Raw genomic sequence first — 21,351 nt, forward strand, 5'->3', positions numbered from 1 at the left:
TTTTTTCCGAAGCCGGTTTTTTTTGTTGAATAAGCCCTGCTGATCTATTAAGCTACGCGCCCTAATTTAACTGAAATACGTATGGTGTTTGACAGCAAGACTGATCAGATTGCGATACGGCCCAACGAGGTAAGCCATGAAACCAGGTATCCACCCGGAATACAAAGAAATCACTGCAACCTGTACTTGCGGTAATTCATTCAAAACCAGTTCTGCTCTGTGCAAAGACATCCACCTGGACGTTTGCTCAGCTTGCCACCCGTTCTACACTGGTAAGCAAAAAGTTCTGGACGTAGGTGGTCGTGTTGACCGCTTCAAAAAACGTTTTGCAGTACTGGGCGCCAAATAATCCGGCTTCCTGTTTCAAAACAGCAAAAAGGCACTACGGTGCCTTTTTTGTTGCCCTCAATTTGTCACCCGCCCTCTGTTGTCTGCCAGCAGTTTGTCGTTGGCCTGGTGTTTTTACTGCTCACTTTGCTCTGGTTTTTATTTTTATGCGGTGCAACTGACGAAACTGAGTGAAAAAAAATTCTGCATAATGGCGGTGGCTTGTATGCAAAGTTTTTAGTCTTGTATATGCATATATCTGATTGATTTTAAATACATAAAATTGTTTGTGGTTATTGGTTTTTGCATAATTATCAACTTATCTTTGTTATCCATCTGGCCGTTTATGCATCTGTATTGCATGGTTAATAACAGCTCGTCTAACTGGTCATACCTCCATGCAAAATTCCGCTTGGTTTCACGGATAAAACTTGTTATAAAACTTAAGAACGCTGAAATTTGCACAAATTCTGTGCAGCACAAAGGGCGGGTTTTGTGGATTGTTGGCAAGTCACAACCTGCTGTGTTCATCAGCTGAAAGTGCGGCTGTTCCTACACCAGTGGTACGATCAGAAAGTTAATGATTTGATTCAGCGGGTCTGCTTATTAGAATGAGCGGCCTTTTGCGCGGCCCCTTCGCGCAACAAGGCAAAAAATGGCAAAAAACAAGTCAATACAACTAGATGCCCAAAGGGCTAAGCGTCAGGACACTCTTACCATGTCAGATTTCAAAGAACAAGCACTTCGGTATCATGCGCAGCCCAAGCCCGGCAAAATCAGTGTGGAGATCAGTAAACCGGCTGAAACGGTGAAAGATTTAGCACTGGCTTACAGCCCGGGCGTGGCAGAGCCGGTACGGGAAATAGCCGACAATATCGACAATGTTTACAAATACACAGCCAAAGGCAATCTGGTGGCCGTCATCAGTAACGGCACTGCTATTTTAGGCCTTGGTAACTTAGGACCTATGGCTTCTAAGCCAGTGATGGAAGGTAAAGCGTTGTTGTTTAAACGTTTTGCCAATCTGGACTCTATTGATATTGAAGTGACGCACCGCACCACCGAAGAATTTATTAACACTGTGGCCAATATTGCCGACACTTTTGGCGGTATTAACCTTGAAGATATCAAGTCGCCTGAATGTTTTGAAATTGAAAAAGAGCTGATCAAACGCTGCAATATCCCGGTGTTTCATGACGACCAGCACGGTACCGCCATTGTGACTGCAGCTGGCCTGCTGAATGCACTGGAAATTCAGGGTAAAGATATCCGTAAAGTGACCATCGTCTGTATGGGCGCCGGCGCTGCCGCTATTGCCTGTATGGAGCTGCTGATTAAATGTGGTGCCAAACGCGAATACATTTATATGCTCGACACTAAAGGTGTTATTCATACCCGTCGTGAAGACTTAAACCAATACAAAACCTTATTTGCCAATAACACCGACAAACGTACGCTGGAAGACGCTCTGGAAGGTGCTGATGTGTTTGTGGGCGTGTCAGGCCCTGATGTATTACCACCAGAAGCGCTGAAGTTAATGGCGGATAAACCGGTGATTTTTGCCTGCTCTAACCCGGATCCGGAAATTAAGCCTGAGCTGGCGCACGCTGTGCGTTCAGATTTAATTATGGCAACGGGTCGTTCGGATTATCCGAACCAGGTGAACAACGTATTGTGTTTCCCGTTTATTTTCCGTGGTGCGCTGGATGTACGCGCCAGTGTGATTAACGATGAAATGAAAATTGCGGCAGTGCAGGCCATTCGCAGTATTGCCAAAGAGCCGGTGCCGGAAGCAGTGTTGGTGGCGTCTCAGGTGAAAAGTCTGCAGTTTGGCAAAGAGTATATTATTCCAAAACCAATGGACCCAAGGCTGTTACCGCGGGTGGCCAAAGCTGTGGCTGATGCCGCAGTGGCCTCTGGCGTGGCTCGTATTCCGATGCCTGAAGCTTATATGCAGCAATAAATGCTGGGATAACACCAAAAAAGAAACCCGCCATTTGGCGGGTTTCTGCATTCTGTTGATTTGGTTTTATTGTATTGACTGACTCTTGAAATTTTTAGTGGTGAGTCAGATTATTCTTCGTCGGATTCAGCTTCCTGAATAACCGGAATAGGTTTGCCCATGCTGGTCAGAATGTTGCGCACTTCAACAGGGATCTGGTGTGGGTTGTCTTTGCGTAAGTCCTCATCGGCTGGCAGTGGCTGACCGGTAAAGGCATGCAAAAAAGCTTCACATAATAATTCGCTGTTAGTGGCATGACGTAAGTTATTGACCTGACGGCGTGTTCTTTCGTCAGTCAGCACTTTTAATACATTCAGCGGGATAGAAACGGTGATTTTTTTCACCTGCTCAGATTTTTTGCCGTGTTCGGCATACGGGTGAACGTATTCACCATTCCACTTAGCCATAGTTGTACCTTGATTGTTTTTTTAAGTTGCGTAGCGCATTTTGGGCCGGAATTTTACTTCTTTATACGACGGGACACAAACAATGCGCAAGAAATAATCATTGTAGACGTCTAAATGTTTTGACTTCTTATTTTTCACCAGTATACTTTTAGACGTCTAAACGCCTAAATATATCTGAGGTCATTATGTCAAACCGTCACTCCGCCACTATTACTGCCCGCGCCGGCATAGCCCAAGACCCGGCTTATGGGGCTGTGACACCGCCTTTGTACCTGACCTCCACTTATGAATTAAAAGCTTTTAAACAGCCTGGCAAATACGATTATTCGCGCTCCAATAACCCAACCCGCGACTTATTAGGCGACGCTTTGGCAGAATTAGAAGGTGGTGCCAAAGGTTTGGTCACCAGCACCGGCATGTCGGCTTGTTTATTGGCGCTGCAACTGTTAACACCCCAGGACACTCTGGTGATCCCACATGACTGTTATGGCGGCAGTTATCGTTTATTTGTCAATCTGGCCAACCGTAAACAGGCGTTTAAGGTGGTGATTGTCAATTTCCAGCGAGATAACTGGCCGGCGCTGGTGCAACAAGCCAAACCTAAAATGATTTGGCTGGAAACACCCAGCAACCCACTGTTGCAAATCACTGATGTTAAAGCGGTTTGTGATCTGGCAAAAAGCCTCAATGCTTTGGTGGTGGTGGACAATACCTTTTTATCGCCGGTGTTACAGCAGCCACTGCAACTGGGCGCCGACATTGTGGTGCATTCCACCACTAAATATTTAAACGGCCACAGCGATATTGTCGGTGGTGCGCTGATTGCCAAAGATCAGGCCATTGGCGATGAACTCAAGTGGTGGGCTAATTGTTTAGGGGTCACAGGGGGCGCTTTTGATGCTCACTTAACCTTGCGTGGCATCCGCACTTTATTACCAAGAATGAAGGCCCACCAGGAAAACGCGGCGCTGGTGGTGGAATTTCTGCAGCAGCAAACATTAGTAGCCAAAACTTATTACCCTGGGCTGAAAGACCATCCGGGCCATGCCATTGCCAAAGCCCAGCAAAATGGTTTTGGTGCTATGGTCAGCTTTGATTTAGCGGCAGACGAAGCTTATTTGCCGGTGTTTTTCAGCGCTTTACGTTGTTTTACCCTGGCGCAGTCTTTAGGCGGTATTGAAAGTCTCATCTGCCACCCAGGTTCGATGACGCACGCTTCGATGGACGCCGCCGCGCAAAAAACCGCCGGTATTGGCCCTACATTAATCCGCTTATCGGTTGGGATTGAAGATCCAAGAGATTTAATCGCTGATTTAGCCCAGGCTTTTGCCGCAGTGGCGCAAGCGATTCAAGCCGATGGCACACAGCAACCGGGCAGTACAACTGCCGCTAGCGGCACTGAGAGTTCGGTGGCAACAGCAGCGGCAAAGCAGCAAGTATCAAGCGGCCAGCATGTGGCAGAAGCTGAACAATCTTTTCGTTTAAATCCGGCTCTGGCCGCTTTCTGGTGAGTGTTATGACAGTATTATCGTCAGTTTCTTTAGTTCATTCAGCGGCCTCTGCGCTGGTGGTGCATAAATTTGGCGGCAGCAGTTTAGCTTCCAGCGAAAGATTCCATGCGGTGGCCGATATTCTGCTGGCGCAGCCGCAATCATCGGCTTTTGTGGTGGTGTCAGCGCCCGGTGATACGACAGACGCTTTATTAACCCTGCTGGATTGCGCTCCGGATACAGCTGAGTTTGAACTGAATTATCAGCAGTTGGTGCAACAGTTACGGTTGTTGGTCAGCCGCACTTTAACAGCTGCCACAACGCCAGTTGTCCTCAATGAGCTGAATCACTGGTTGGCAGCTATTCCGGCTTTGGCACTGGCAGGGCGTAATAATGACGTGCTGGCGACAGGTGAAAAACTGTCTGCTTTGCTGCTCAGCCATTTGCTGCAGGAGCGGGGTGTTGCCGCCAAGCCGATAGATGCCCGTGACTTTTTACAACTTTGTGGCCAGCAGGTGTTATGGCAGGAATCCGAAGCCGCGTTAAGGCCATTGTTAACTGATGGTTTTAATGTGGTGACTGGTTTTATTGCCCGGAACGAAGCAGGCGATAGCATCACATTGGGCCGCAATGGCAGCGATTATTCCGCCACTATTTTAGGCCGGCTGGTGCAGGCGCAGACCATTCATATCTGGACAGATGTGGACGCAATTTACAGTGCCGATCCACGCAAGGTGCCCTCAGCCCGCCCTTATCGTCAGGTACCCTGGGCGCAGGCTACTTTATTGGCAGAGCTGGGCAATCCTGTGCTGCATGCCAAAACCCTGAGCCCATTGCAGCAGCATGCTGCGGATTTAGTGGTGCGCAGCAGTTATGAGCCTGAACAACCAGGTTGTAAAGTCAGCCGTCAGGCCGCTATTGAAGTGCAGTTTGTCACTGATTTAACTGATGTGGTGCTGGTGACTTTACCAAAAGCAGTGACTTTAACTGCCAATGCGGTGGCGGCGCAGTTGCAGCTGACGGTATTTGCGGTGCCGGGCGATGCTAACTGCTGGGTAGTAGCGCAAAAAAATCTCGATATTTTATTAAGTTATCTTGGGCAACAACAGATTTACCCCAGAGTCAGCAGTGAGCAGTATCAGGCCGTTGCCTGGGTAAAACCAGCCGCTAAACAACAGCAGCAGTTGTCATTGCAGGCCGCGCATTGGCTGGAGCGGCAACAACCTGCTTTTTCGTTTGACAACAACGAGCTGGCGCTCTGGTTGTTTGCACCGGCATTAACTGCCCGCGAGCTCACCGAATTTCACCAGTTATTGCTGCCAACCCAGGTGCGGCTGAATGTAGTGGTGGCAGGTACCGGCAATGTCGGCGCCGAATTTTTGGCGTTATTAGCTAAACAACAACAGGCTTTTGCCGGACAAATTGAATTAAAACTGGCCGGCGTGCTGAATTCGCGTCAGGCCTGCTTTAGTGATGAGTTAACAGTACAAAACTGGCAGGCGCAGCTGGCGGCTGCTCCTTTGTATCAACAGCAGGATTTACTGGATTATTTAACCGCTTTGCCAAGCCCTAAGGTGCTGGTAGACATTACACCGAGCAAAACTTTTGCTGAAGCTTATGCTGGTTTTGTGCAAACCGGCTGTCATTTGATCAGTGCCAATAAACAAGGGGTGACTTTGCCACTGGCGCAATATCAGCAGATTGCCGCCACTGTGGCTGAGCAGCAGGTCAGCTGGCTGGCTAACACCACTGTAGGCGCCGGTTTGCCGGTGCAGCGTATTTTGCAGGAGCTGCAAAGTTCAGGGGATCATATTCAGCAAATCAGCGGTATTTTTTCCGGTACCTTGTCCTGGTTATTGTGTAAATACGACGGCAGTGCAGCTTTTTCTGACTTTGTGCTGCAGGCGCAGGCCGAAGGTTTAACAGAACCGGATCCACGCGACGATTTATCCGGCAAAGATGTACAACGCAAATTGCTGGTACTGGCGCGCGAACTGGGTTTAACACTGGATATCAATGATATAGCGCTGACGCCTTTATTACCGCTGGGGTTGGAGCAGGGCAGTTGGGATGAATTCTGGGTTAGGCGCAACGAGCTTGATAGCGCCTTGGCGCAAACTTTTACCCAAGCCACATCTGAGGGCAAGGTATTGCGTTATGTCGCAACTTTAACCGTGACACCACAAGGGCCAGTTGCCACTGTGCAGCTGCTGAGTGTACGACCTGAGCATCCACTGGCAGCAATTCAGGCTTGCGACAATGTGTTTGTGATTAAATCCAACTGGTATCAGAGCAATCCGCTGGTGCTAAAAGGCCCGGGTGCCGGCCGTTTGGTAACTGCTGGCGGTATTCATGCAGATCTGGCGATTTTGGCACGTCAGCAAATAGCAGCGGCCAAAGCGGCACGGCACAGTCAGGCGCAGGCTGCCGCCTGGGCCAACGAAAGGGCCTGAGCTTTAACGGCGGGTTTTGCTGCTGGCTGGTGCTGAACAGCCTGTTGTGTTGCAAAGCGCTTCATCATGGCGGCAAGCTGATTGCCGCTGTTTCTTTTTTGCCTTGTCTTAGTTTCTGAAAACGGCAAAGTCTTGCCGTTGACTTGAGCGGCCAGATCACAATGATCAAGCAAGATCCACCGCCTGTCTTTATCTGAATTTTTATAAGCGTTTGAATTGTAATGTTTTATGATTTTTTTTGAAAAAATGGCGGCGCCGGATTTTTGTCATTAGATCTTGGCGCGGTTGTTGCTAATAAGTATTCGCCGTTGTCACCGACCCGTTGAAGAAGGATCGGAAATGGGCACAAATATTCAGAGAAGTCTAACAAATAAACTTACAAATTAGGGATTTACTCACTATGCAAATCAATGCACAATCAGGCATCAACGCGGCTTTATTCGATGTTCAAACGAAAAAAAACACAGCGTTAGAAAAACAACCCTTACCAGCGGCGCAAGACAAAGTCACTTTGTCAGCTGAAGCATTAGCACTGGCAAGTGGTGGTGGTCAGGTACAAACTTTAGGAACAAGCTGGCCAAAATGGCCAACTATTCCAGCCTAATAAGTTGAGGTTTGCGTGCATGATATAAAAAAGCTGGCTTTCAACCTTGTTGTAATACTGCTTTGTGGGTTTTTTCTGGCTGCCACTTTTATCTTGCGTGACGAACAGCTTCATGTTTCTGCTGTAACCCTAGTATCGATATTTGTGATTGCATTTTTGTCCAGAGATAAAAATGCAATCTATCCCATTCTTGCCATCGTACTTTTTATCCGTGTTGCTGAGTTTTTGCTGGGGTTCTTATTAATAGATTCACTGGCACTGACCTATTTGCTAATCACCGGTCTGGTGGATTTACTTTTTGCATTTTTACTGGTGCATTATCATATGGACCCTGCGCTGCATAAGATGTTGAAATCGCAGCCGCAGCGTGGTCATTACCCTCAGGTTTATCTGATTGCTTTTCTGCTGGCGTTTTCGTCTTTATATCATGTACTTGGCTCAGCCGAGCTGATGATCCATTTGATGGATAAAACCGTTTTTGGCGAAAACGTGCCGTTTTTCTTTAGCACTGGCCCAATGGTGGCAATTGTTATCCGGTTGCTCGTTGATTTAACGGTCTGGAGTTTATTGTTGGCACCAGGCCGTATTCGTTTACCTGCCAGGGTGCAACGCTGGCTAAACCCTTAAGTCCAACGGTCATTTTGCCGTTCTTGGACTAAAGTAGCCTTATAAATCAAAAATTTCCGCTGTATTTTCGGTTATGCTTGCAGCTTCTGGCCATGGTTTTTTCAGGAGCGGTTTATGTCTCATCGCGCTTATCTGTTTTCTCTTCGGATTGGTCATGCCTTACGCGACACCGCGGCAGAAGGTTATGGCCGGCAGCAACTGACAAAAGATCTGCTGGCTGGCCTAACGGTTGGCATTATTGCCATTCCTCTGGCGATGGCACTGGCTATTGCCAGTGGCGTGCCCCCGCAATATGGCCTTTATACCGCTATTATCGCCGGTTTTATTATTCCGTTATGTGGTGGATCACGTTTTAGTGTGTCCGGCCCTACCGCCGCTTTTGTGGTGATTTTATATCCGGTGGCACAAAAATATGGTCTCGGTGGCTTGCTGATTGCAACTGTCGGGTCTGGTGTATTGTTGGTGATGATGGCGATGCTGCGGCTTGGCCGTTTTATTCAGTATATTCCCGAAGCCGTGACCCTTGGCTTTACCGCTGGCATAGCTGTAGTAATAGCTACTTTGCAAATCAAAGACTTATTTGGGTTGCAGCTGGCAACTATGCCTGAACACTATATCGAAAAATTACATGCACTGATGCTCGCGGCCGACACGGCCCATTGGCCCAGTATGCTGGTGGCGGCTGTCACCTTATTAGTGATGTTTAAATGGCCTGCACTGAAGTTGCCGGTGCCGGCACATTTACCGGCTGTACTTATTGGTACCCTGACCGCATTGCTGTTGAACTGGTTTGAGTTACCGGTGGAAACTATCGGCAGCCGATTCCAATACACCATGCAAGATGGCAGTAGCGCCAGTGGTATTCCGGATATGTTGCCAAGCTTTAGCTGGCCCTGGCAGCAACCCGGAGCCGATGGCCAGTTATTGGCCTGGAGCTCGCAGATGGTGAAAGATTTGCTGGCCGCTGCTTTTGCCATGGCGATGTTGGGGGCAATTGAATCTTTATTATGTGCTGTGGTGCTCGATGGTATGACAGGTCGGCGTCATAGTGCCAACAGTGAACTGCTGGGGCAGGGTATTGGCAATATCATAGCGCCATTTTTTGGTGGTATTACTGCAACTGCGGCTTTGGCCCGTTCTGCCGCTAATGTTCGGGCTGGTGCTCAGTCGCCGGTTGCGGCCATGGTGCATGCATTGGTGGTGTTGCTCGCGTTGTTGTTATTATCCAAATGGCTGGCGTATTTACCGATGGCGGCGATGGCTGCGTTGTTATTAGTGGTGGCCTGGAATATGAGTGAAGCAGGCAAAGCGCTGCACCTGATCAATACGGCACCACGCAGTGACATCTGGGTTTTTACCGTGTGTTTTTCCTTTACCGTGCTGTTTGACATGGTGATAGCCATTACCAGCGGCATCATTATTGCGGCGCTGCTGTTTGTCAAAGAAGTGGCCGAGATGACCAAAGTCACAGACGTGACTGAAAGCCCAAAACTGGTGCCGGAAAAACTGGCGGAAGGTCATAAAATATTTCGCATCAGTGGCCCGCTGTTTTTTGCTGCGGCCGACCGGGTGTTTGGTGAGTTGTCGCAGTTGAGTAAACATCAGCAAAGTGTGGTGCTGCTGATGGATGGTGTGTCGTTGCTGGACGCCGGTGGTTTGGTGGCGCTGGATAAATACATCAGTGCCTGTGACAAAATGAACTGCCATATTATGCTGGTGGATTTACAGTTCCAGCCTCTGAAAACCCTGGCCAAAGCGCGGATCAGGCCGGTGGAGGGGTTGTTGTCGTTTTATCCCACCTTGCATGAAGCTTTGCGGTTATTACCGAAAAAGGAGCTGCATCCGGAGCATAGTTTGCAAAACACCCTAACCGAATCAGGGCTTTAGTATTGGTCTTTTCCTGCTGATCACAGTCTTTGTTGTGATCAGCAGGTTTGATGCTTGGCTCTGATACATCCTCTATCTGTTCAGTTTAATCCGAAGTGGCCTCTGATACTGGGCTGATTTATCCCATTCTCACTGCTGTTTTTTTAAAAACAGCAACTGCTGATCTCCCTGGCAACAGATCGAAAATTCATTGAATTTCAGCTAGCCTTAGCCGCAGGTAACAAAGCTTGCCTCTGTGCTGTTGCTTTTAGTGATTAATTAATATTAATTCAAAAAAACAGCATAATAATTCTTGAAAGTGCATGATTGACCCAGTACACTGGCCGCAGTTTGTCGCGAAGCCAGTTTTATTTTCGCTTTTTTTGGAGATCGACCGCTGATGTCGTCTGTAGTGTCTGACAAAACCCAAATCCGTAGTGCAGTGCTTGGTGCTGCAGGTTATAGCGGCGCCGAACTTTGTGCGCTGTTAACCAGAAATCCTCACTTTGAGCTCTGCTTTGCCTACGCCTCTGCCGGCCGCAAAGCAGAGCCTTTTTCTTCGTTATACCCGCGCTTCCAGCAGCAGGTAGATGTGTTGGTTGAGCCCTGGACAGATGCCGAAATTGCCCGCATCACAGGCAAAGTTGACGTGGCTTTTTTAGCTTTACCGCATGAAGCCAGTGAAGAAGTAGCGCCAAAATTAATGGCAGCCGGCATTGTGGTGGTGGATTTATCCGGCGCCTTCCGCTTAAAACAAGCGGATTTATATCCAAAATATTATGGTTACGAACATCAGCATCCGGCACTGTTAAATGAAGCTGTTTATTCACTGATGGAATGGCTGGATAAACCATTACCTCAGCTGATTTCAGTGCCGGGTTGTTACCCAACCGCCTGCTCTTTGGCTTTATTGCCTTTGTTAAACGCCGGTTTAGTGGCCGATGGTTGTATTCCGGTGATTAACGCCACCAGCGGAGTGTCTGGTGCTGGCCGTAAAGCGGCTTTAAACACATCATTCTGTGAAGTAGGCCTCAATGCCTATGGTTTTTTTAAACACAGACACAGACCTGAAATTGAGCAGAATTTAGGCCGTAAAGTGGTGTTCACGCCCCATCTTGGCAATTTTAAACGTGGCATTCTGGCCACCAGCGTAGTGACGCTGAAGGCTGGTGTGACGGCTGAGCAGGTCAAAGCTGCTTTTGCACAGGCTTATGCCAATAAACCGCTGGTGCGGTTAACCGCCACCTCACCTAATGTAGCCGATGTGGAAGGTTCGCCATTTTGCGACATTTTCTGGCAGCAGGATGGCGAGCAATTAGTGGTGGTTTCCGCTATTGATAACCTGCTTAAAGGTGCCGCAGCCCAAGCGATGCAGGCCGCCAATGTGAAGTTTGGCAAGCCGGAAACTGCAGGTTTATTTGCCTTTGAAAAAGCAGGAGCACTGTGATGAGTGCTCAAACCCAACACAACGCAAAGACGCCGCTGGTATTAAAAATGGGCGGCCGGCTGCTGCAGGACAATAATGCGTTAGATGCGTTATTAAAAGTGGTGGCACAACTTTCCAGCCAATACCCAATAGTGCTGGTGCATGGCGGTGGCGACCAGGTAGACAGCTGGCTGGCAACTTTTGGTTTTAGCACCCAAAAAATTGATGGTCAGCGGGTATCACCTAATGAGCAAATGCCAGTGATCGCCGGGGCTTTAGCTGGTGCTGTGAACTGTTTAATGGTGTCACGGGCGCAGCTGCAGGGGTTAAAGGCTGTAGGTTTAACCCTGGCAGCAGGGCAAAGCCTGAAGTTTGATGTCAACGAAAAACTCGGTGCCGTTGGTATTGCCAAAGCCAACGACGCTACTTTGCTGAACACCTTGCTCAATCAGGGTTTTGTGCCTGTGTTTAGTTCTATCGGCCAAAGCGACAACGGCGATTTACTGAATGTAAACGCAGACTTAGCTGCCGCAGCTATTTGCCAGTTGGTGCAGGGGCAGCTGGTGTTATTAACAGACGTGCCGGGCATTCTGGACGCTGATGGCAAGCTCATCAGTGCTTTAGATGGTAATGCAGCGCAGGCGTTGGTGGACAGCGGTGTCATTAAAGGTGGCATGAAAGTAAAACTGGATGCTGCGCTTGAAACTGCCGCTGCACTGCGACGATCCATCGTTGTTGCCGGCTGGCAGCAACCAGAAGATTTATTAAAACTGATGCAACAACAAGCAGTAGGAACCTGCATCAGTGAATAAGGGGCTATATCGTTGTAATAACAGGCCCTCAATCCCACTGAAATCCGCTTTCACGAAGGTCTGAATCATCGGCCTTCGGGCCGATTTCCCCAATAAGGAAGCCGCAGCGCGGTCAGACAGTGTGAGTTATGAGTCAATTAAAACAGCTGTTATGTTTAGCTGAACTGGATCAACAACAATTAGCGGGCTTGCTGGATTTAGCCCAGGACATTAAACAAAACCCCGCCAACTACAGCAAGGTGCTTCAAGGCAAAAGTATTGCACTGTTGTTTGAAAAACCAAGTTTGCGTACCCGCGTTAGTTTTGATGTGGGCATCAACAAACTTGGTGGGCACAGTGTGTATCTGGACCAGCAAAACGGCGCTATGGGCGTGCGTGAGTCGGTGGAAGATTTTGGCAGCAATCTCGCCTGCTGGACCGATGCCATAGTGGCGCGGGTGTATTCGCAGCAAACGCTGATTAAACTGGCGCAAAGCAGTAAAAAACCGGTGATTAATGCACTGAGTGACTTGTATCACCCTTGTCAGGCGCTGGCGGACTTACTGACGTTAAAAGAGCAGTTTGGTGATGTCAGCAAGGTGCATCTGGCTTATGTTGGTGATGGCAATAATGTCTGTCATTCGCTGATGTTAGGTTCGGCCATTATGGGCATGACATTAACTGTGGTCACACCGCCTGGTTTTGGCCCTGATGCCCATGTACTGCTAAGGGCACAGGCGCTGGCACAACAAAGTGGCGCTAAGCTGACGCTGAGTCAGCATGTGTCTTCGGCGGCCGGTGCTGATGCACTTTATACCGATACCTGGATGTCGATGGGCAATAAAGCCGATCCGGCGCAGGTTGAAGCGGCTTTTGCCCCTTATCAAATCAATACGGCTGTGATGCAGCGGTTGGGCGTAAAGAACTTTATGCACTGCCTGCCGGCTCATCGTGGTCACGAAGTCACCAGCGAAGTGCTCGACAGTGACTATTCTTTGGTGCTGCAGCAGGCGGAAAACCGTATGCATGCGCAAAATGCTGTTTTAGTAAGTTTATTTGCCTGAGGCCGAACATGAATAATGCAAAACAAAATGTGAAAAAAGTAGTACTGGCGTATTCCGGTGGTTTAGATACTTCGGCCATAGTGCCCTGGCTTAAAGACAACTACGACTGTGAAGTGATTGCTTTTGTTGCCGATGTGGGCCAGGGCGCTGAAGATTTAGCCGGTGTGGAAGAAAAAGCCATTAAATCCGGTGCCAGCAGCTGTTATGTGGTGGATTTACGCGAGCAGTTTGTTAAAGAAGTGATTTACCCAACACTGAAAGCTGGTGCAGTGTACGAAGGCCAGTATTTACTGGGCACTTCGATGGCGCGGCCTATTATTGCCCGTGCTCAGGTGGAGCTGGCGTTAAAACTGGGTGCTGATGCTCTCTGCCACGGTTGTACCGGTAAAGGGAATGATCAGGTTCGTTTTGAAGGTGCTTTTGCCGCACTCGCGCCACAGCTCAAAGTGATAGCACCATGGCGTGAGTGGGAATTTAATTCCCGTCAGTCGCTGCTGAATTATCTGGCCGAAAAAAACGTGCCGACCACAGCAACGGCCACCAAAATTTATAGCCGTGACGCCAACTTATTCCATATTTCACACGAAGGCGGCGAGCTGGAAAACCCATGGAACGAGCCGTCTGAGCAGGTCTGGATGTGGACTAAATCGCCGGAGCAGGCGCCGGATAAAGCTGAATATTTGGAGCTGAGTTTTGAAAAAGGCGAATTAACTGCGATTAACGGTAATGCAGTAGGCGCAATCGAAGCCATTGAACAGCTGAACGCCATTGGCTCTGAGCATGGTGTTGGCCGTATCGACATCGTTGAAAACCGTTTGGTGGGGATGAAATCCCGTGGCTGTTATGAAACACCGGGCGGCACCATTATTGTGGCGGCACTGCGCGCGCTGGAATCCCTGGTGTATGACCGCACTTCATTAAAGTACCGTGAAGAAGTGGGTTTAGAAGTAGCGCAGCTGGTGTATGACGGCCGTTGGTTTACCCCACTAAAAGACGCGTTATTTGCCGCTTCCAATTCGCTGGCGGAACAACTGACCGGTGATATTGTGGTGAAACTTTATAAAGGTCAGGTGACTGTTGCCAAACGCCGCTCGCCAAACAGCCTGTATTCCGAAGCTTTTGCCACTTTTGATGGTGATGAAGTGTATAACCAGAAAGATGCTGCCGGTTTTATCCGTTTGTATTCTCTGGCCAGCCGCATCCGGGCGTTACACACCAAGTAAGATTGCTTCGGCGAGCTTAAGTGAAGCAGCGGTTTCGGCCGCTGTTTTTATACTCAGCATTGTGGAGAGTACAAGATGGCCATGTGGGGCGGACGTTTTCAGGAAGCCAGTCTGGATGAGTTCCGGGCTTTTAATGACTCATTAAGTTTTGATTATCTGTTGGCGCAGCAGGACATTGCCGCGTCGCGCAGCTGGGCTATTGGCCTGGCCGAAGCTGGTATTATCACTTCCGAGGAAGCAGCTTTATTGGATGGTGCTTTGGCTGAACTGGCGCTTGAAGTTGAAGCCAACCCAGAGCTGCCGCTGCAAAGTCAGGAAGAAGATATTCACAGCTGGGTTGAAGCTAAACTGGGTGAAAAAATTGGCCATGCCGCGAAAAAGCTGCATACCGGCCGTTCGCGTAATGACTTGGTCGCCACTGACTTAAGGTTGTGGAGCAAGCTCAATGCCGGTTTAGTGCGTGATGCCCTCAAATCTGCTATCGGCGCTTTACTGGCATTTGCCGATAAACATCAGGCGCTGGTGATGCCGGGTTTTACCCATTTGCAACGGGCACAGCCGGTGATGGTCAGTCACTGGGCTTTGGCTTATGTTGAAATGTTTCGCCGCGATTTAAGCCGGCTGGACGATGCTCTAAAACGGATGGATGTATGTCCGCTCGGTTGTGGTGCCCTGGCCGGCACCGGCGTCTTGCTCGACAGAGTCACACTGGCACAACGTTTGGGTTTTGCCGAAGCGGCGCGTAATAGCCTGGATGCAGTGTCGGACCGGGATTATGTAGTAGAGCTGTCAGCAGCGGCCAGTTTGTGTTTAACCCATTTGTCGCGTTTATCTGAAGATGTGATTTTCTTCTGCTCCGGCGAAGCTGGCTTTTTTAAACTGGGAGATGCTATTTCTTCCGGCTCTTCGTTAATGCCACAAAAGAAAAACCCAGATGTATTTGAGCTGCTGCGTGGCAAAACCGGCCGGGTGCTGGGGCATTTAGTGGCTATTTTGCATGTGCTCAAAGGCCTGCCGCTGGCCTATAACAAAGATATGCAGGAAGACAAACAAGGATTTTTTGATCTGATGTCTACCTGGCAACAATGTTTATTGGTGCTGGCCACCGTGCTGCCGCATTTGTCGGTGAATGCCGGCCAATGTCGCCGTGCCGCTGAGCTTGGCTACAGCAATGCCACAGACCTTGCAGATTATCTGGTGAGTAAAGGTGTGGCCTTCCGTGATGCGCATGAGCTGTCCGGCGAGCTGGTACTCAAAGCTTCAGCCCAGCAAAAACCGCTGGAAGCTTTGTCACTGAGCGAATTGCAGGCAGTGTCAGCACTGATTGGTGATGATGTGTATGCTGCACTCACCATCGAAGCGGGTCTGGCGAAAAGAGCGGCCTTGGGTGGCTCATCACCACAACAGGTTGCGGCTGCACTAAAGGCCGCACAAAATTGGTTTGCGGCGTTATAAAACCCGGTAACCGCAGGAAACAAAAAACCGGCATTGATGCCGGTTTTTTGTTTCCTGCGGTTGCTGCTAAAAGCAACATCCCACTAAAAGGCCTGATGCTTTAACGGAAAATATCAATTTCCGCAGGTTTTTGCTGATCTGCAGGTAAATCAGGATTGGTAGGCGCGGCATATTGAGTCGGTTCAGTGCCCTGGCGGAAAAACTCAAAACTGCTGCTGTTGTCGGTGGCCTGGCTTAATAAACCGGTTTTGTTGTCAATCCGCACCGACACTATACCCACAGGAGCGGGCGGGAATTTTTCCGGCAGATCTTTTAGCGCCAGTTCTGCAAAGTTTTGCCAAACCGGCAAAGCAGTGCGGGCACCAGACTCACCACCGGCAACCTGATCCACACCCAGATTGCTGTTCCAGGCAGTTTTACCCAGCACACTTTCAGCGTCATCAAAACCAACCCAGCTGGTGATCACCAGATCCGGGGTAAAACCGGAAAACCAGGTGTCTTTCACATCATTGGTGGTACCGGTTTTACCGGACAAATCACGGCGTTTTAATGCCCTCAGATTTTTGGCGGTACCGTCCCAGCCGTCACCACCCCAAATGGCGCTTTTCATCGCTTCGGCAATTAAAAAAGCGTTTTGGGCAGAAATTACTCTGGGGGCAAACTCAGCTGTGGCTTTTATTTCAGCTTCGGCTGGCGCTGCATTGTCTGTATCAGCGGCCTGGGCCGCTGCCTGCAATGTGGCTTCGGCTTGTGCTACTGCCGCGCAGTCATCACATACCTGTACCGGCTTATGCTCATAAATCAGATTGTTCTGATCATCCAGAATTTTGGTAATGATATAGGGTTTAACCAAATGACCACCGTTGGCAAACACGGCATAACCAGTCGCCAGTTCCATCGGCGTTAATGAAGCTGAGCCCAAAGCCAAAGTCTGGTTGCGTGGCAAATCCGATTTATGAAAACCAAATTTAGCTAAGTGATTGATGGTGTTATCAATACCTACTCCGCTGATAAGTCGCACCGACACCACGTTTTTTGATTTAGCCAGCGCCTCACGCAAGCGGATAGGGCCGTCATAAACGTCAGGTGAGTTTTTTGGCCGCCAGGCGGTGCCTGAACCTGCATCCCATTCATGGATGGGGGCGTCATTAATGATGGAAGCCAGGGTATAACCATGCTCCAGCGCCGCCGAATAAATAAATGGTTTTATATTTGACCCTACCTGACGGTTGGCCTGAGTCACGCGGTTAAACTGTGTTAAACCAAAACTGTAACCACCAACCAATGCCCGCACCGCACCATCATTTGGATCCAGCGCCACCAGCGCACTACTGGCCTGAGGCAGCTGGCTTAACCGCCAGTTGCCCTGTTGCTCACGCACATAGACCAGCATACCTGGCGCCAGGATCTGGCCGGCATTTTTCGGTGGATTGGCCTGACGCTCATTGCTGATAAAAGCACGGGCCCATTTCATACCGTCCCAGCCCAGCTCAATTTTACGGCCACCGGCCAAAGTTAAAGCGGCTGACTTTTGCTGCACTGCTGTGACGACCGCAGGTTGTAATTTTTCAATGGCATCCTGCTCATCCAGATAGGCCAAAATGGCTTCATCCGACAAACGTTTATCTTCAGTAAAACTAAAACTACCGTCCGGGTTGTCTTGTTTAGTGGCAGGCCATACTACGGCTACGGGGCCACGGAAACCGTGGCGCTCGTCGTAGTTGTGCAGGTTTTGTTGCAGTGCAGCAACAGCACGGGCCTGCTGCGCAGAATTCACCGTCGTAAATACCTGAAAGCCTTTGGAGTAAGCTTCTTCTTCACCATAAGTGTCCACCACTTCCTGGCGCACCATTTCGGCCAAATAGGGGGCTGAGGCGGTAATTTGCGCGCCATGTAATTTGGAAACAATAGGGGCCTGCACGGCTTCATCATGTTGTTGTTGAGTGATGTAACCCACAGTCAACATCCGGCCCAGCACTATATTACGACGGGCGCGGGCACGGCTTGGGGAGCGTACCGGATTTAATACGGAAGGTGCCTGTGGCAGGCCGGCAATAATAGCGATTTCAGATAAAGTCAGATCCTGAATGTTTTTGCCAAAATAAACCTGAGCTGCAGCGCCAACACCAAAAGCACGTTGACCCAATTCAATCCGATTCAGGTACAACTCCAGAATTTCATCTTTGGTCAGCAGCTCTTCAATATGAAATGCTAAAAAGATTTCTTTTATTTTGCGGATTATTTTCTTTTCCCGGCTGAGGAAAAACAATCTGGCTAACTGTTGGGTAATAGTGCTGGCACCCTGACTATAATCGCCAGTGGTAGCAACCACTGTTGCAGCCCGGAACACGCCGATCAGATCTATGCCCGGATGTTCGTAAAAACGTGCATCTTCGGTTGCAAGTACCGCCTGGATCAATAAAGGTGGTATTTCATTGATCTTCAGAGGGATCCTGCGCTTCTCACCAAATTGTGAAATCAGCTCACCGTCCTGGCTAAATACGCGCATCGGCGTTTGCAGCCTGACATCTTTGAGTGTTTCCACACTGGGCAGGTCATCTTTCAGATAGATATAGCTGCCAAATATCAAAGTTACGCCAAGGATCGCGCAGCTGAGGGTGATAATTACCAGTTTTTTAAGCCAAGACACTGAATAGCCCCAATTTTTACTCCCATTTACCAAAATAGGCTGCTAGTATAAATTTATTAGCAGTCGTTAAAGCGCTTTAGATCCGTTTTAAAAACGACTAAGCTAGAAATCAAAACCATAATAATCATAAATTTGATACGGCCGCAGGAAGCTATGATAAATCGCCTGTTTCATACAAAAAACCCTTTAATTCTGGGGGTAGACATTGGTGCCCACACCGTGAAGGCTGTATTACTCAGTCAGCATGGTCCGCATTATAAAGTAGAAGCCTTTGCAATTGAACCTATGATTAAAGGATCGATGAACGAGCGCGAAATCCAGGACATCGAAGCCGTAGGCAACGTCATCAGTAAAATCCGCAAAAAGATTCCAAAATCAGTGAAGTTTGCTGCTGCTGCAGTGTCGGGTTCGACCGTGATCAGCAAAGTTATCTTTATGGATGCAAATTTATCCGATAACGAACTGGCCAGTCAGATTGAAGTTGAAGCTGATAGCCTGATCCCATATCCGCTCAGTGAAGTGAGTATGGATTTTGAAAAACAGGATTTAAATCCAAACGACCCGTCTAAAGTAAACGTGTTGCTTAGTGCCGCCCGTACTGAAAGTGTGCAAACCCGCGTCAGTGCGCTGGATCAAGGGGACTTTACCGCCAAAGTTATCGATGTAGAAAGTTATGCGTTAAGCCGCGCTGCTGAACTTTGTTATAAACAGCTACCCAGTGATGCCAAATCCAAGCTGGTTGCTGTGGTGGATATCGGTGCCACTATGACCTTACTCAGCATCATGGAAGGTGGCAAAGTGTTATACACCCGTGATCAGATGTTTGGTGGAGAACAATACACCCGCAGTATTGTTTCTTATTATGGTAAAACTTACGAAGAGGCCGAGCAGGCCAAAGTGAATAATGATTTACCACCCAACTATACCTTTGAGGTGCTAGCCCCGTTCCAGACCATGTTATTACAGCAGGTCAGGCGTGGTATTCAGATGTATCTGACCACTTCAGGGCGTGACAATATCGATTATCTGTTGATTTCAGGTGGTACCAGTTTAATTGAAGGTGTGGATAAGTTACTCACCGACGAGCTGGGCATTCACACTGTCGTGGCTAATCCATTCTTAAATATGGAAACAGCGACTTCAGTGGACCGTGAATTACTCAATCAGGTTGCCCCTCAATTGATGGTTGCCAGTGGTCTGGCGTTACGGAGTTTTTCGACATGGCATATATAAACCTATTGCCGTGGCGTGAAGCGCAGCGGAAACAACAACAAACACAATTTATGACGATGCTCAGCATGGCGGGCATCTTGAGTTTTGCCGCAGTGTTTGGGTTAAGTGCAGTGTACAGCGCCAAAATTGAAGGTCAGAACAGTCGCAATGCGTATTTGCAGGGTGAAATCACCGTACTGGAACAACGTATTGTTGAGATCCGCGAGCTGGATGAGAAAAAGAAAAATCTGCAAAAGCGGATGGAGCTTATCACCCAGCTGCAAAGCAGCCGGAACCTGGGTACCCAGATCATGGATGAAATTGCTGCCGTGGTGCCTGCCGGTGTGTATTTATCCAATCTGCAAAAACAAGGTCCTTCATTGCTGCTGGTGGGTAAAAGCGAGTCGAACAACCGTTTGTCTAACATGATTCGTTCTGTTGAAAGTTCTGAGCTGTTAAAAGATCCGTTGCTGGAATTTATAGAAGCGGGTAAAGACCAAAGCCAGATCCTCAGTGATTTTAAAATTCATCTGACGGTAAAAGGTTTTGAAGCGGTGCAGGGTGAAGCCAAACCGGCGGCTGTGAAACCGGGCACTCCAGCACAGGGGACAGCAAAATGAGCATGAATTTTAATCTGGACGAGCTGAACAACCTTGATATGTCGGATATGGGCTCATGGCCCTTAGCCGGTAAAGTCATTGTGATTGCGGTGTTGTCTATTCTGATTGCCACTTTAACTTTTTTCCTGCTGGTTGATGACAAAATCACCGCACTGGAAATTTCAGAAGCGAAAGAACAAGAATTACGTCAGGTATACAGAGTGAAATACGCCTCAGCGGTGAACCTGGAACTGTATAAAAAACAAATGGTAGAAATGGAGCAAACCTTTTCTTACCTGTTAAAACAGTTACCGGCCACTCATGAAACTCCTGGTTTGCTGGACGATATTACCTATGCTGGTACTTCTACCGGTTTAACTTTTGTCAAAATCAACTGGTTGCCTGAAATCGAAAAAGACTTTTACACCGAACTGCCGATCAAAATTGACGTGGTGGGTGATTACCACCAGTTTGGTAACTTCGTCAGTGAAGTTGCAAAACTGCCGCGTATTGTGTCTTTGCATGACTTCTCGGTCAGTACAGACAAAGAAGAACGTCTGGTGTTTAACGTGGTGGCCAAAACCTACCGGTACAAGGAGGCTCAATAATGCGTCGTTCCTTACCGGTATTAATCAGTTTGTTTTTGTTGCAAGGCTGTTATGATGATTTGACCGATATTCAACAGTTTATGAATTCAGTCAAAGCCAGCACACCGGCAAAAATACCGCCGCTGCCTGAAGTAAAACAGTTTGTGCATATCAGTTATAAATCAGCAGACAGCCGCAGCCCGTTTAGTGCGCCACGGCCTGAAGCTGTACAGGAAAAATATGCGCAGATCCAGGACTGTCTGAGTCCGGATCCGTCCAGGCGCAAAGAGCCGTTAGAAAAATACGCTCTGGATAATCTGAAGATGCGCGGCACTTTGGGTGATCAAGACGATATCTGGGCTTTGATTGAAGCTTCGGACAAAACGTTACACCGGATCAGTAAAAACAATTACCTGGGCTTGTTCCATGGTCGTGTGATTAATGTGGATCCGGCGCAAGTGGAATTACTGGAACTCATTCCTGATGGTGCAGGTTGTTGGAAAGAACGAACCACAGTACTGCAGATGGCTGAACCAGCAGCTGTAGCCAGCAAATAAGGTATGCGAGA

The 21,351-nt window shown here is 48.6% G+C and carries 18 protein-coding genes; 16 read left to right on the forward strand and 2 right to left on the reverse strand.

The genetic code is table 11. The annotated features are described in order from the left end of the window. The first annotated feature begins 136 nt into the window (after positions 1-136). Together rpmE and N3Z11_RS04365 are read left to right on the forward strand one after the other, a co-directional pair. Complete coding sequence (gene rpmE / locus N3Z11_RS04360) at positions 137-349, forward strand: 50S ribosomal protein L31 (RefSeq protein WP_260655932.1); 213 nt, start codon at positions 137-139, stop codon at positions 347-349. 696 nt (positions 350-1,045) lie between these two features. Next, positions 1,046-2,290, forward strand: a complete 1,245-nt coding sequence (locus N3Z11_RS04365) for a malic enzyme-like NAD(P)-binding protein (RefSeq protein ID WP_260655933.1) — start codon at positions 1,046-1,048, stop codon at positions 2,288-2,290. Between the two features lie 110 nt (positions 2,291-2,400). Here N3Z11_RS04365 and metJ read toward each other — a convergent pair whose 3' ends face one another. Beyond that, complete coding sequence (gene metJ / locus N3Z11_RS04370; protein WP_260655934.1) at positions 2,401-2,736, reverse strand: met regulon transcriptional regulator MetJ; 336 nt, start codon at positions 2,734-2,736, stop codon at positions 2,401-2,403. Between the two features lie 185 nt (positions 2,737-2,921). Between metJ and metB the strand changes: the two genes are divergently transcribed. From metB to argH, 10 genes are all read left to right on the forward strand, one after another. After that, positions 2,922-4,247: a cystathionine gamma-synthase gene (gene metB, locus N3Z11_RS04375; RefSeq protein ID WP_260655935.1), complete on the forward strand. Its 1,326-nt coding sequence runs from the start codon at positions 2,922-2,924 to the stop codon at positions 4,245-4,247. Positions 4,248-4,252: 5 nt separating this feature from the next. Continuing rightward, positions 4,253-6,679: a bifunctional aspartate kinase/homoserine dehydrogenase II gene (metL, locus tag N3Z11_RS04380; protein ID WP_260655936.1), complete on the forward strand. Its 2,427-nt coding sequence runs from the start codon at positions 4,253-4,255 to the stop codon at positions 6,677-6,679. A 400-nt stretch (positions 6,680-7,079) separates the two neighbouring features. Beyond that, entirely contained in the window at positions 7,080-7,283 is a 204-nt protein-coding gene (locus tag N3Z11_RS04385; RefSeq protein WP_260655937.1) for a hypothetical protein, read from the forward strand. A gap of 144 nt (positions 7,284-7,427) precedes the next feature. Continuing rightward, positions 7,428-7,910: a hypothetical protein gene (locus N3Z11_RS04390; protein WP_260655938.1), complete on the forward strand. Its 483-nt coding sequence runs from the start codon at positions 7,428-7,430 to the stop codon at positions 7,908-7,910. 114 nt (positions 7,911-8,024) lie between these two features. Next, complete coding sequence (dauA, locus tag N3Z11_RS04395) at positions 8,025-9,797, forward strand: C4-dicarboxylic acid transporter DauA (RefSeq protein ID WP_260655939.1); 1,773 nt, start codon at positions 8,025-8,027, stop codon at positions 9,795-9,797. Between the two features lie 379 nt (positions 9,798-10,176). After that, positions 10,177-11,223 carry an N-acetyl-gamma-glutamyl-phosphate reductase gene (gene argC, locus N3Z11_RS04400; RefSeq protein WP_260655940.1) on the forward strand — a complete coding sequence of 349 codons (1,047 nt, stop codon included), beginning with the start codon at positions 10,177-10,179 and terminating at the stop codon, positions 11,221-11,223. After that, positions 11,223-12,014, forward strand: a complete 792-nt coding sequence (gene argB / locus N3Z11_RS04405; RefSeq protein WP_260655941.1) for an acetylglutamate kinase — start codon at positions 11,223-11,225, stop codon at positions 12,012-12,014. Before argC ends, argB begins: the two co-directional genes overlap by 1 nt. 128 nt (positions 12,015-12,142) lie before the next feature. Next, entirely contained in the window at positions 12,143-13,057 is a 915-nt protein-coding gene (locus N3Z11_RS04410) for an ornithine carbamoyltransferase (protein WP_260655942.1), read from the forward strand. 8 nt (positions 13,058-13,065) lie between these two features. Next, positions 13,066-14,280 (forward strand): argininosuccinate synthase, encoded by a 1,215-nt coding sequence (locus tag N3Z11_RS04415; RefSeq protein ID WP_260655943.1) that lies wholly within the window; start codon positions 13,066-13,068, stop codon positions 14,278-14,280. Positions 14,281-14,355: 75 nt separating this feature from the next. Further along, on the forward strand, positions 14,356-15,735 hold the full coding sequence (gene argH, locus N3Z11_RS04420) for an argininosuccinate lyase (protein ID WP_260655944.1): 1,380 nt from the start codon (positions 14,356-14,358) through the stop codon (positions 15,733-15,735). 100 nt (positions 15,736-15,835) lie between these two features. Here argH and N3Z11_RS04425 read toward each other — a convergent pair whose 3' ends face one another. After that, a complete protein-coding gene (locus N3Z11_RS04425; RefSeq protein ID WP_260655945.1) occupies positions 15,836-18,385 on the reverse strand; it encodes a penicillin-binding protein 1A in 2,550 nt (849 codons plus the stop codon). Positions 18,386-18,538: 153 nt separating this feature from the next. Between N3Z11_RS04425 and N3Z11_RS04430 the strand changes: the two genes are divergently transcribed. The 4 genes from N3Z11_RS04430 to N3Z11_RS04445 are packed head-to-tail and all read left to right on the forward strand — an operon-like array spanning position 18,539 to position 21,340. Beyond that, complete coding sequence (locus tag N3Z11_RS04430; RefSeq protein WP_260655946.1) at positions 18,539-19,618, forward strand: pilus assembly protein PilM; 1,080 nt, start codon at positions 18,539-18,541, stop codon at positions 19,616-19,618. After that, positions 19,606-20,217 carry a PilN domain-containing protein gene (locus tag N3Z11_RS04435; RefSeq protein WP_260655947.1) on the forward strand — a complete coding sequence of 204 codons (612 nt, stop codon included), beginning with the start codon at positions 19,606-19,608 and terminating at the stop codon, positions 20,215-20,217. Before N3Z11_RS04430 ends, N3Z11_RS04435 begins: the two co-directional genes overlap by 13 nt. Then, positions 20,214-20,804: a type 4a pilus biogenesis protein PilO gene (locus N3Z11_RS04440; RefSeq protein ID WP_260655948.1), complete on the forward strand. Its 591-nt coding sequence runs from the start codon at positions 20,214-20,216 to the stop codon at positions 20,802-20,804. Before N3Z11_RS04435 ends, N3Z11_RS04440 begins: the two co-directional genes overlap by 4 nt. Further along, positions 20,804-21,340: a pilus assembly protein PilP gene (locus tag N3Z11_RS04445; protein WP_260655949.1), complete on the forward strand. Its 537-nt coding sequence runs from the start codon at positions 20,804-20,806 to the stop codon at positions 21,338-21,340. Before N3Z11_RS04440 ends, N3Z11_RS04445 begins: the two co-directional genes overlap by 1 nt. The last annotated feature ends 11 nt before the right edge of the window (positions 21,341-21,351 follow it).

The organism is Rheinheimera sp. 4Y26 (assembly GCF_025245835.1).
In the GTDB taxonomy this organism is placed as follows: domain Bacteria; phylum Pseudomonadota; class Gammaproteobacteria; order Enterobacterales; family Alteromonadaceae; genus Pararheinheimera.

What these genes read in the sequence shown, in the direction of transcription:
- rpmE (WP_260655932.1), top strand. Translation starts at nt 137, where the DNA reads ATGAAACCAGGTATCCACCCGGAATACAAAGAAATCACTGCAACCTGT.
- N3Z11_RS04365 (WP_260655933.1), top strand. Translation starts at nt 1,046, where the DNA reads ATGTCAGATTTCAAAGAACAAGCACTTCGGTATCATGCGCAGCCCAAG.
- metJ (WP_260655934.1), bottom strand. Translation starts at nt 2,736, where the DNA reads ATGGCTAAGTGGAATGGTGAATACGTTCACCCGTATGCCGAACACGGC.
- metB (WP_260655935.1), top strand. Translation starts at nt 2,922, where the DNA reads ATGTCAAACCGTCACTCCGCCACTATTACTGCCCGCGCCGGCATAGCC.
- metL (WP_260655936.1), top strand. Translation starts at nt 4,253, where the DNA reads ATGACAGTATTATCGTCAGTTTCTTTAGTTCATTCAGCGGCCTCTGCG.
- N3Z11_RS04385 (WP_260655937.1), top strand. Translation starts at nt 7,080, where the DNA reads ATGCAAATCAATGCACAATCAGGCATCAACGCGGCTTTATTCGATGTT.
- dauA (WP_260655939.1), top strand. Translation starts at nt 8,025, where the DNA reads ATGTCTCATCGCGCTTATCTGTTTTCTCTTCGGATTGGTCATGCCTTA.
- argC (WP_260655940.1), top strand. Translation starts at nt 10,177, where the DNA reads ATGTCGTCTGTAGTGTCTGACAAAACCCAAATCCGTAGTGCAGTGCTT.
- argB (WP_260655941.1), top strand. Translation starts at nt 11,223, where the DNA reads ATGAGTGCTCAAACCCAACACAACGCAAAGACGCCGCTGGTATTAAAA.
- N3Z11_RS04410 (WP_260655942.1), top strand. Translation starts at nt 12,143, where the DNA reads ATGAGTCAATTAAAACAGCTGTTATGTTTAGCTGAACTGGATCAACAA.
- N3Z11_RS04415 (WP_260655943.1), top strand. Translation starts at nt 13,066, where the DNA reads ATGAATAATGCAAAACAAAATGTGAAAAAAGTAGTACTGGCGTATTCC.
- argH (WP_260655944.1), top strand. Translation starts at nt 14,356, where the DNA reads ATGGCCATGTGGGGCGGACGTTTTCAGGAAGCCAGTCTGGATGAGTTC.
- N3Z11_RS04430 (WP_260655946.1), top strand. Translation starts at nt 18,539, where the DNA reads ATGATAAATCGCCTGTTTCATACAAAAAACCCTTTAATTCTGGGGGTA.
- N3Z11_RS04435 (WP_260655947.1), top strand. Translation starts at nt 19,606, where the DNA reads ATGGCATATATAAACCTATTGCCGTGGCGTGAAGCGCAGCGGAAACAA.
- N3Z11_RS04440 (WP_260655948.1), top strand. Translation starts at nt 20,214, where the DNA reads ATGAGCATGAATTTTAATCTGGACGAGCTGAACAACCTTGATATGTCG.
- N3Z11_RS04445 (WP_260655949.1), top strand. Translation starts at nt 20,804, where the DNA reads ATGCGTCGTTCCTTACCGGTATTAATCAGTTTGTTTTTGTTGCAAGGC.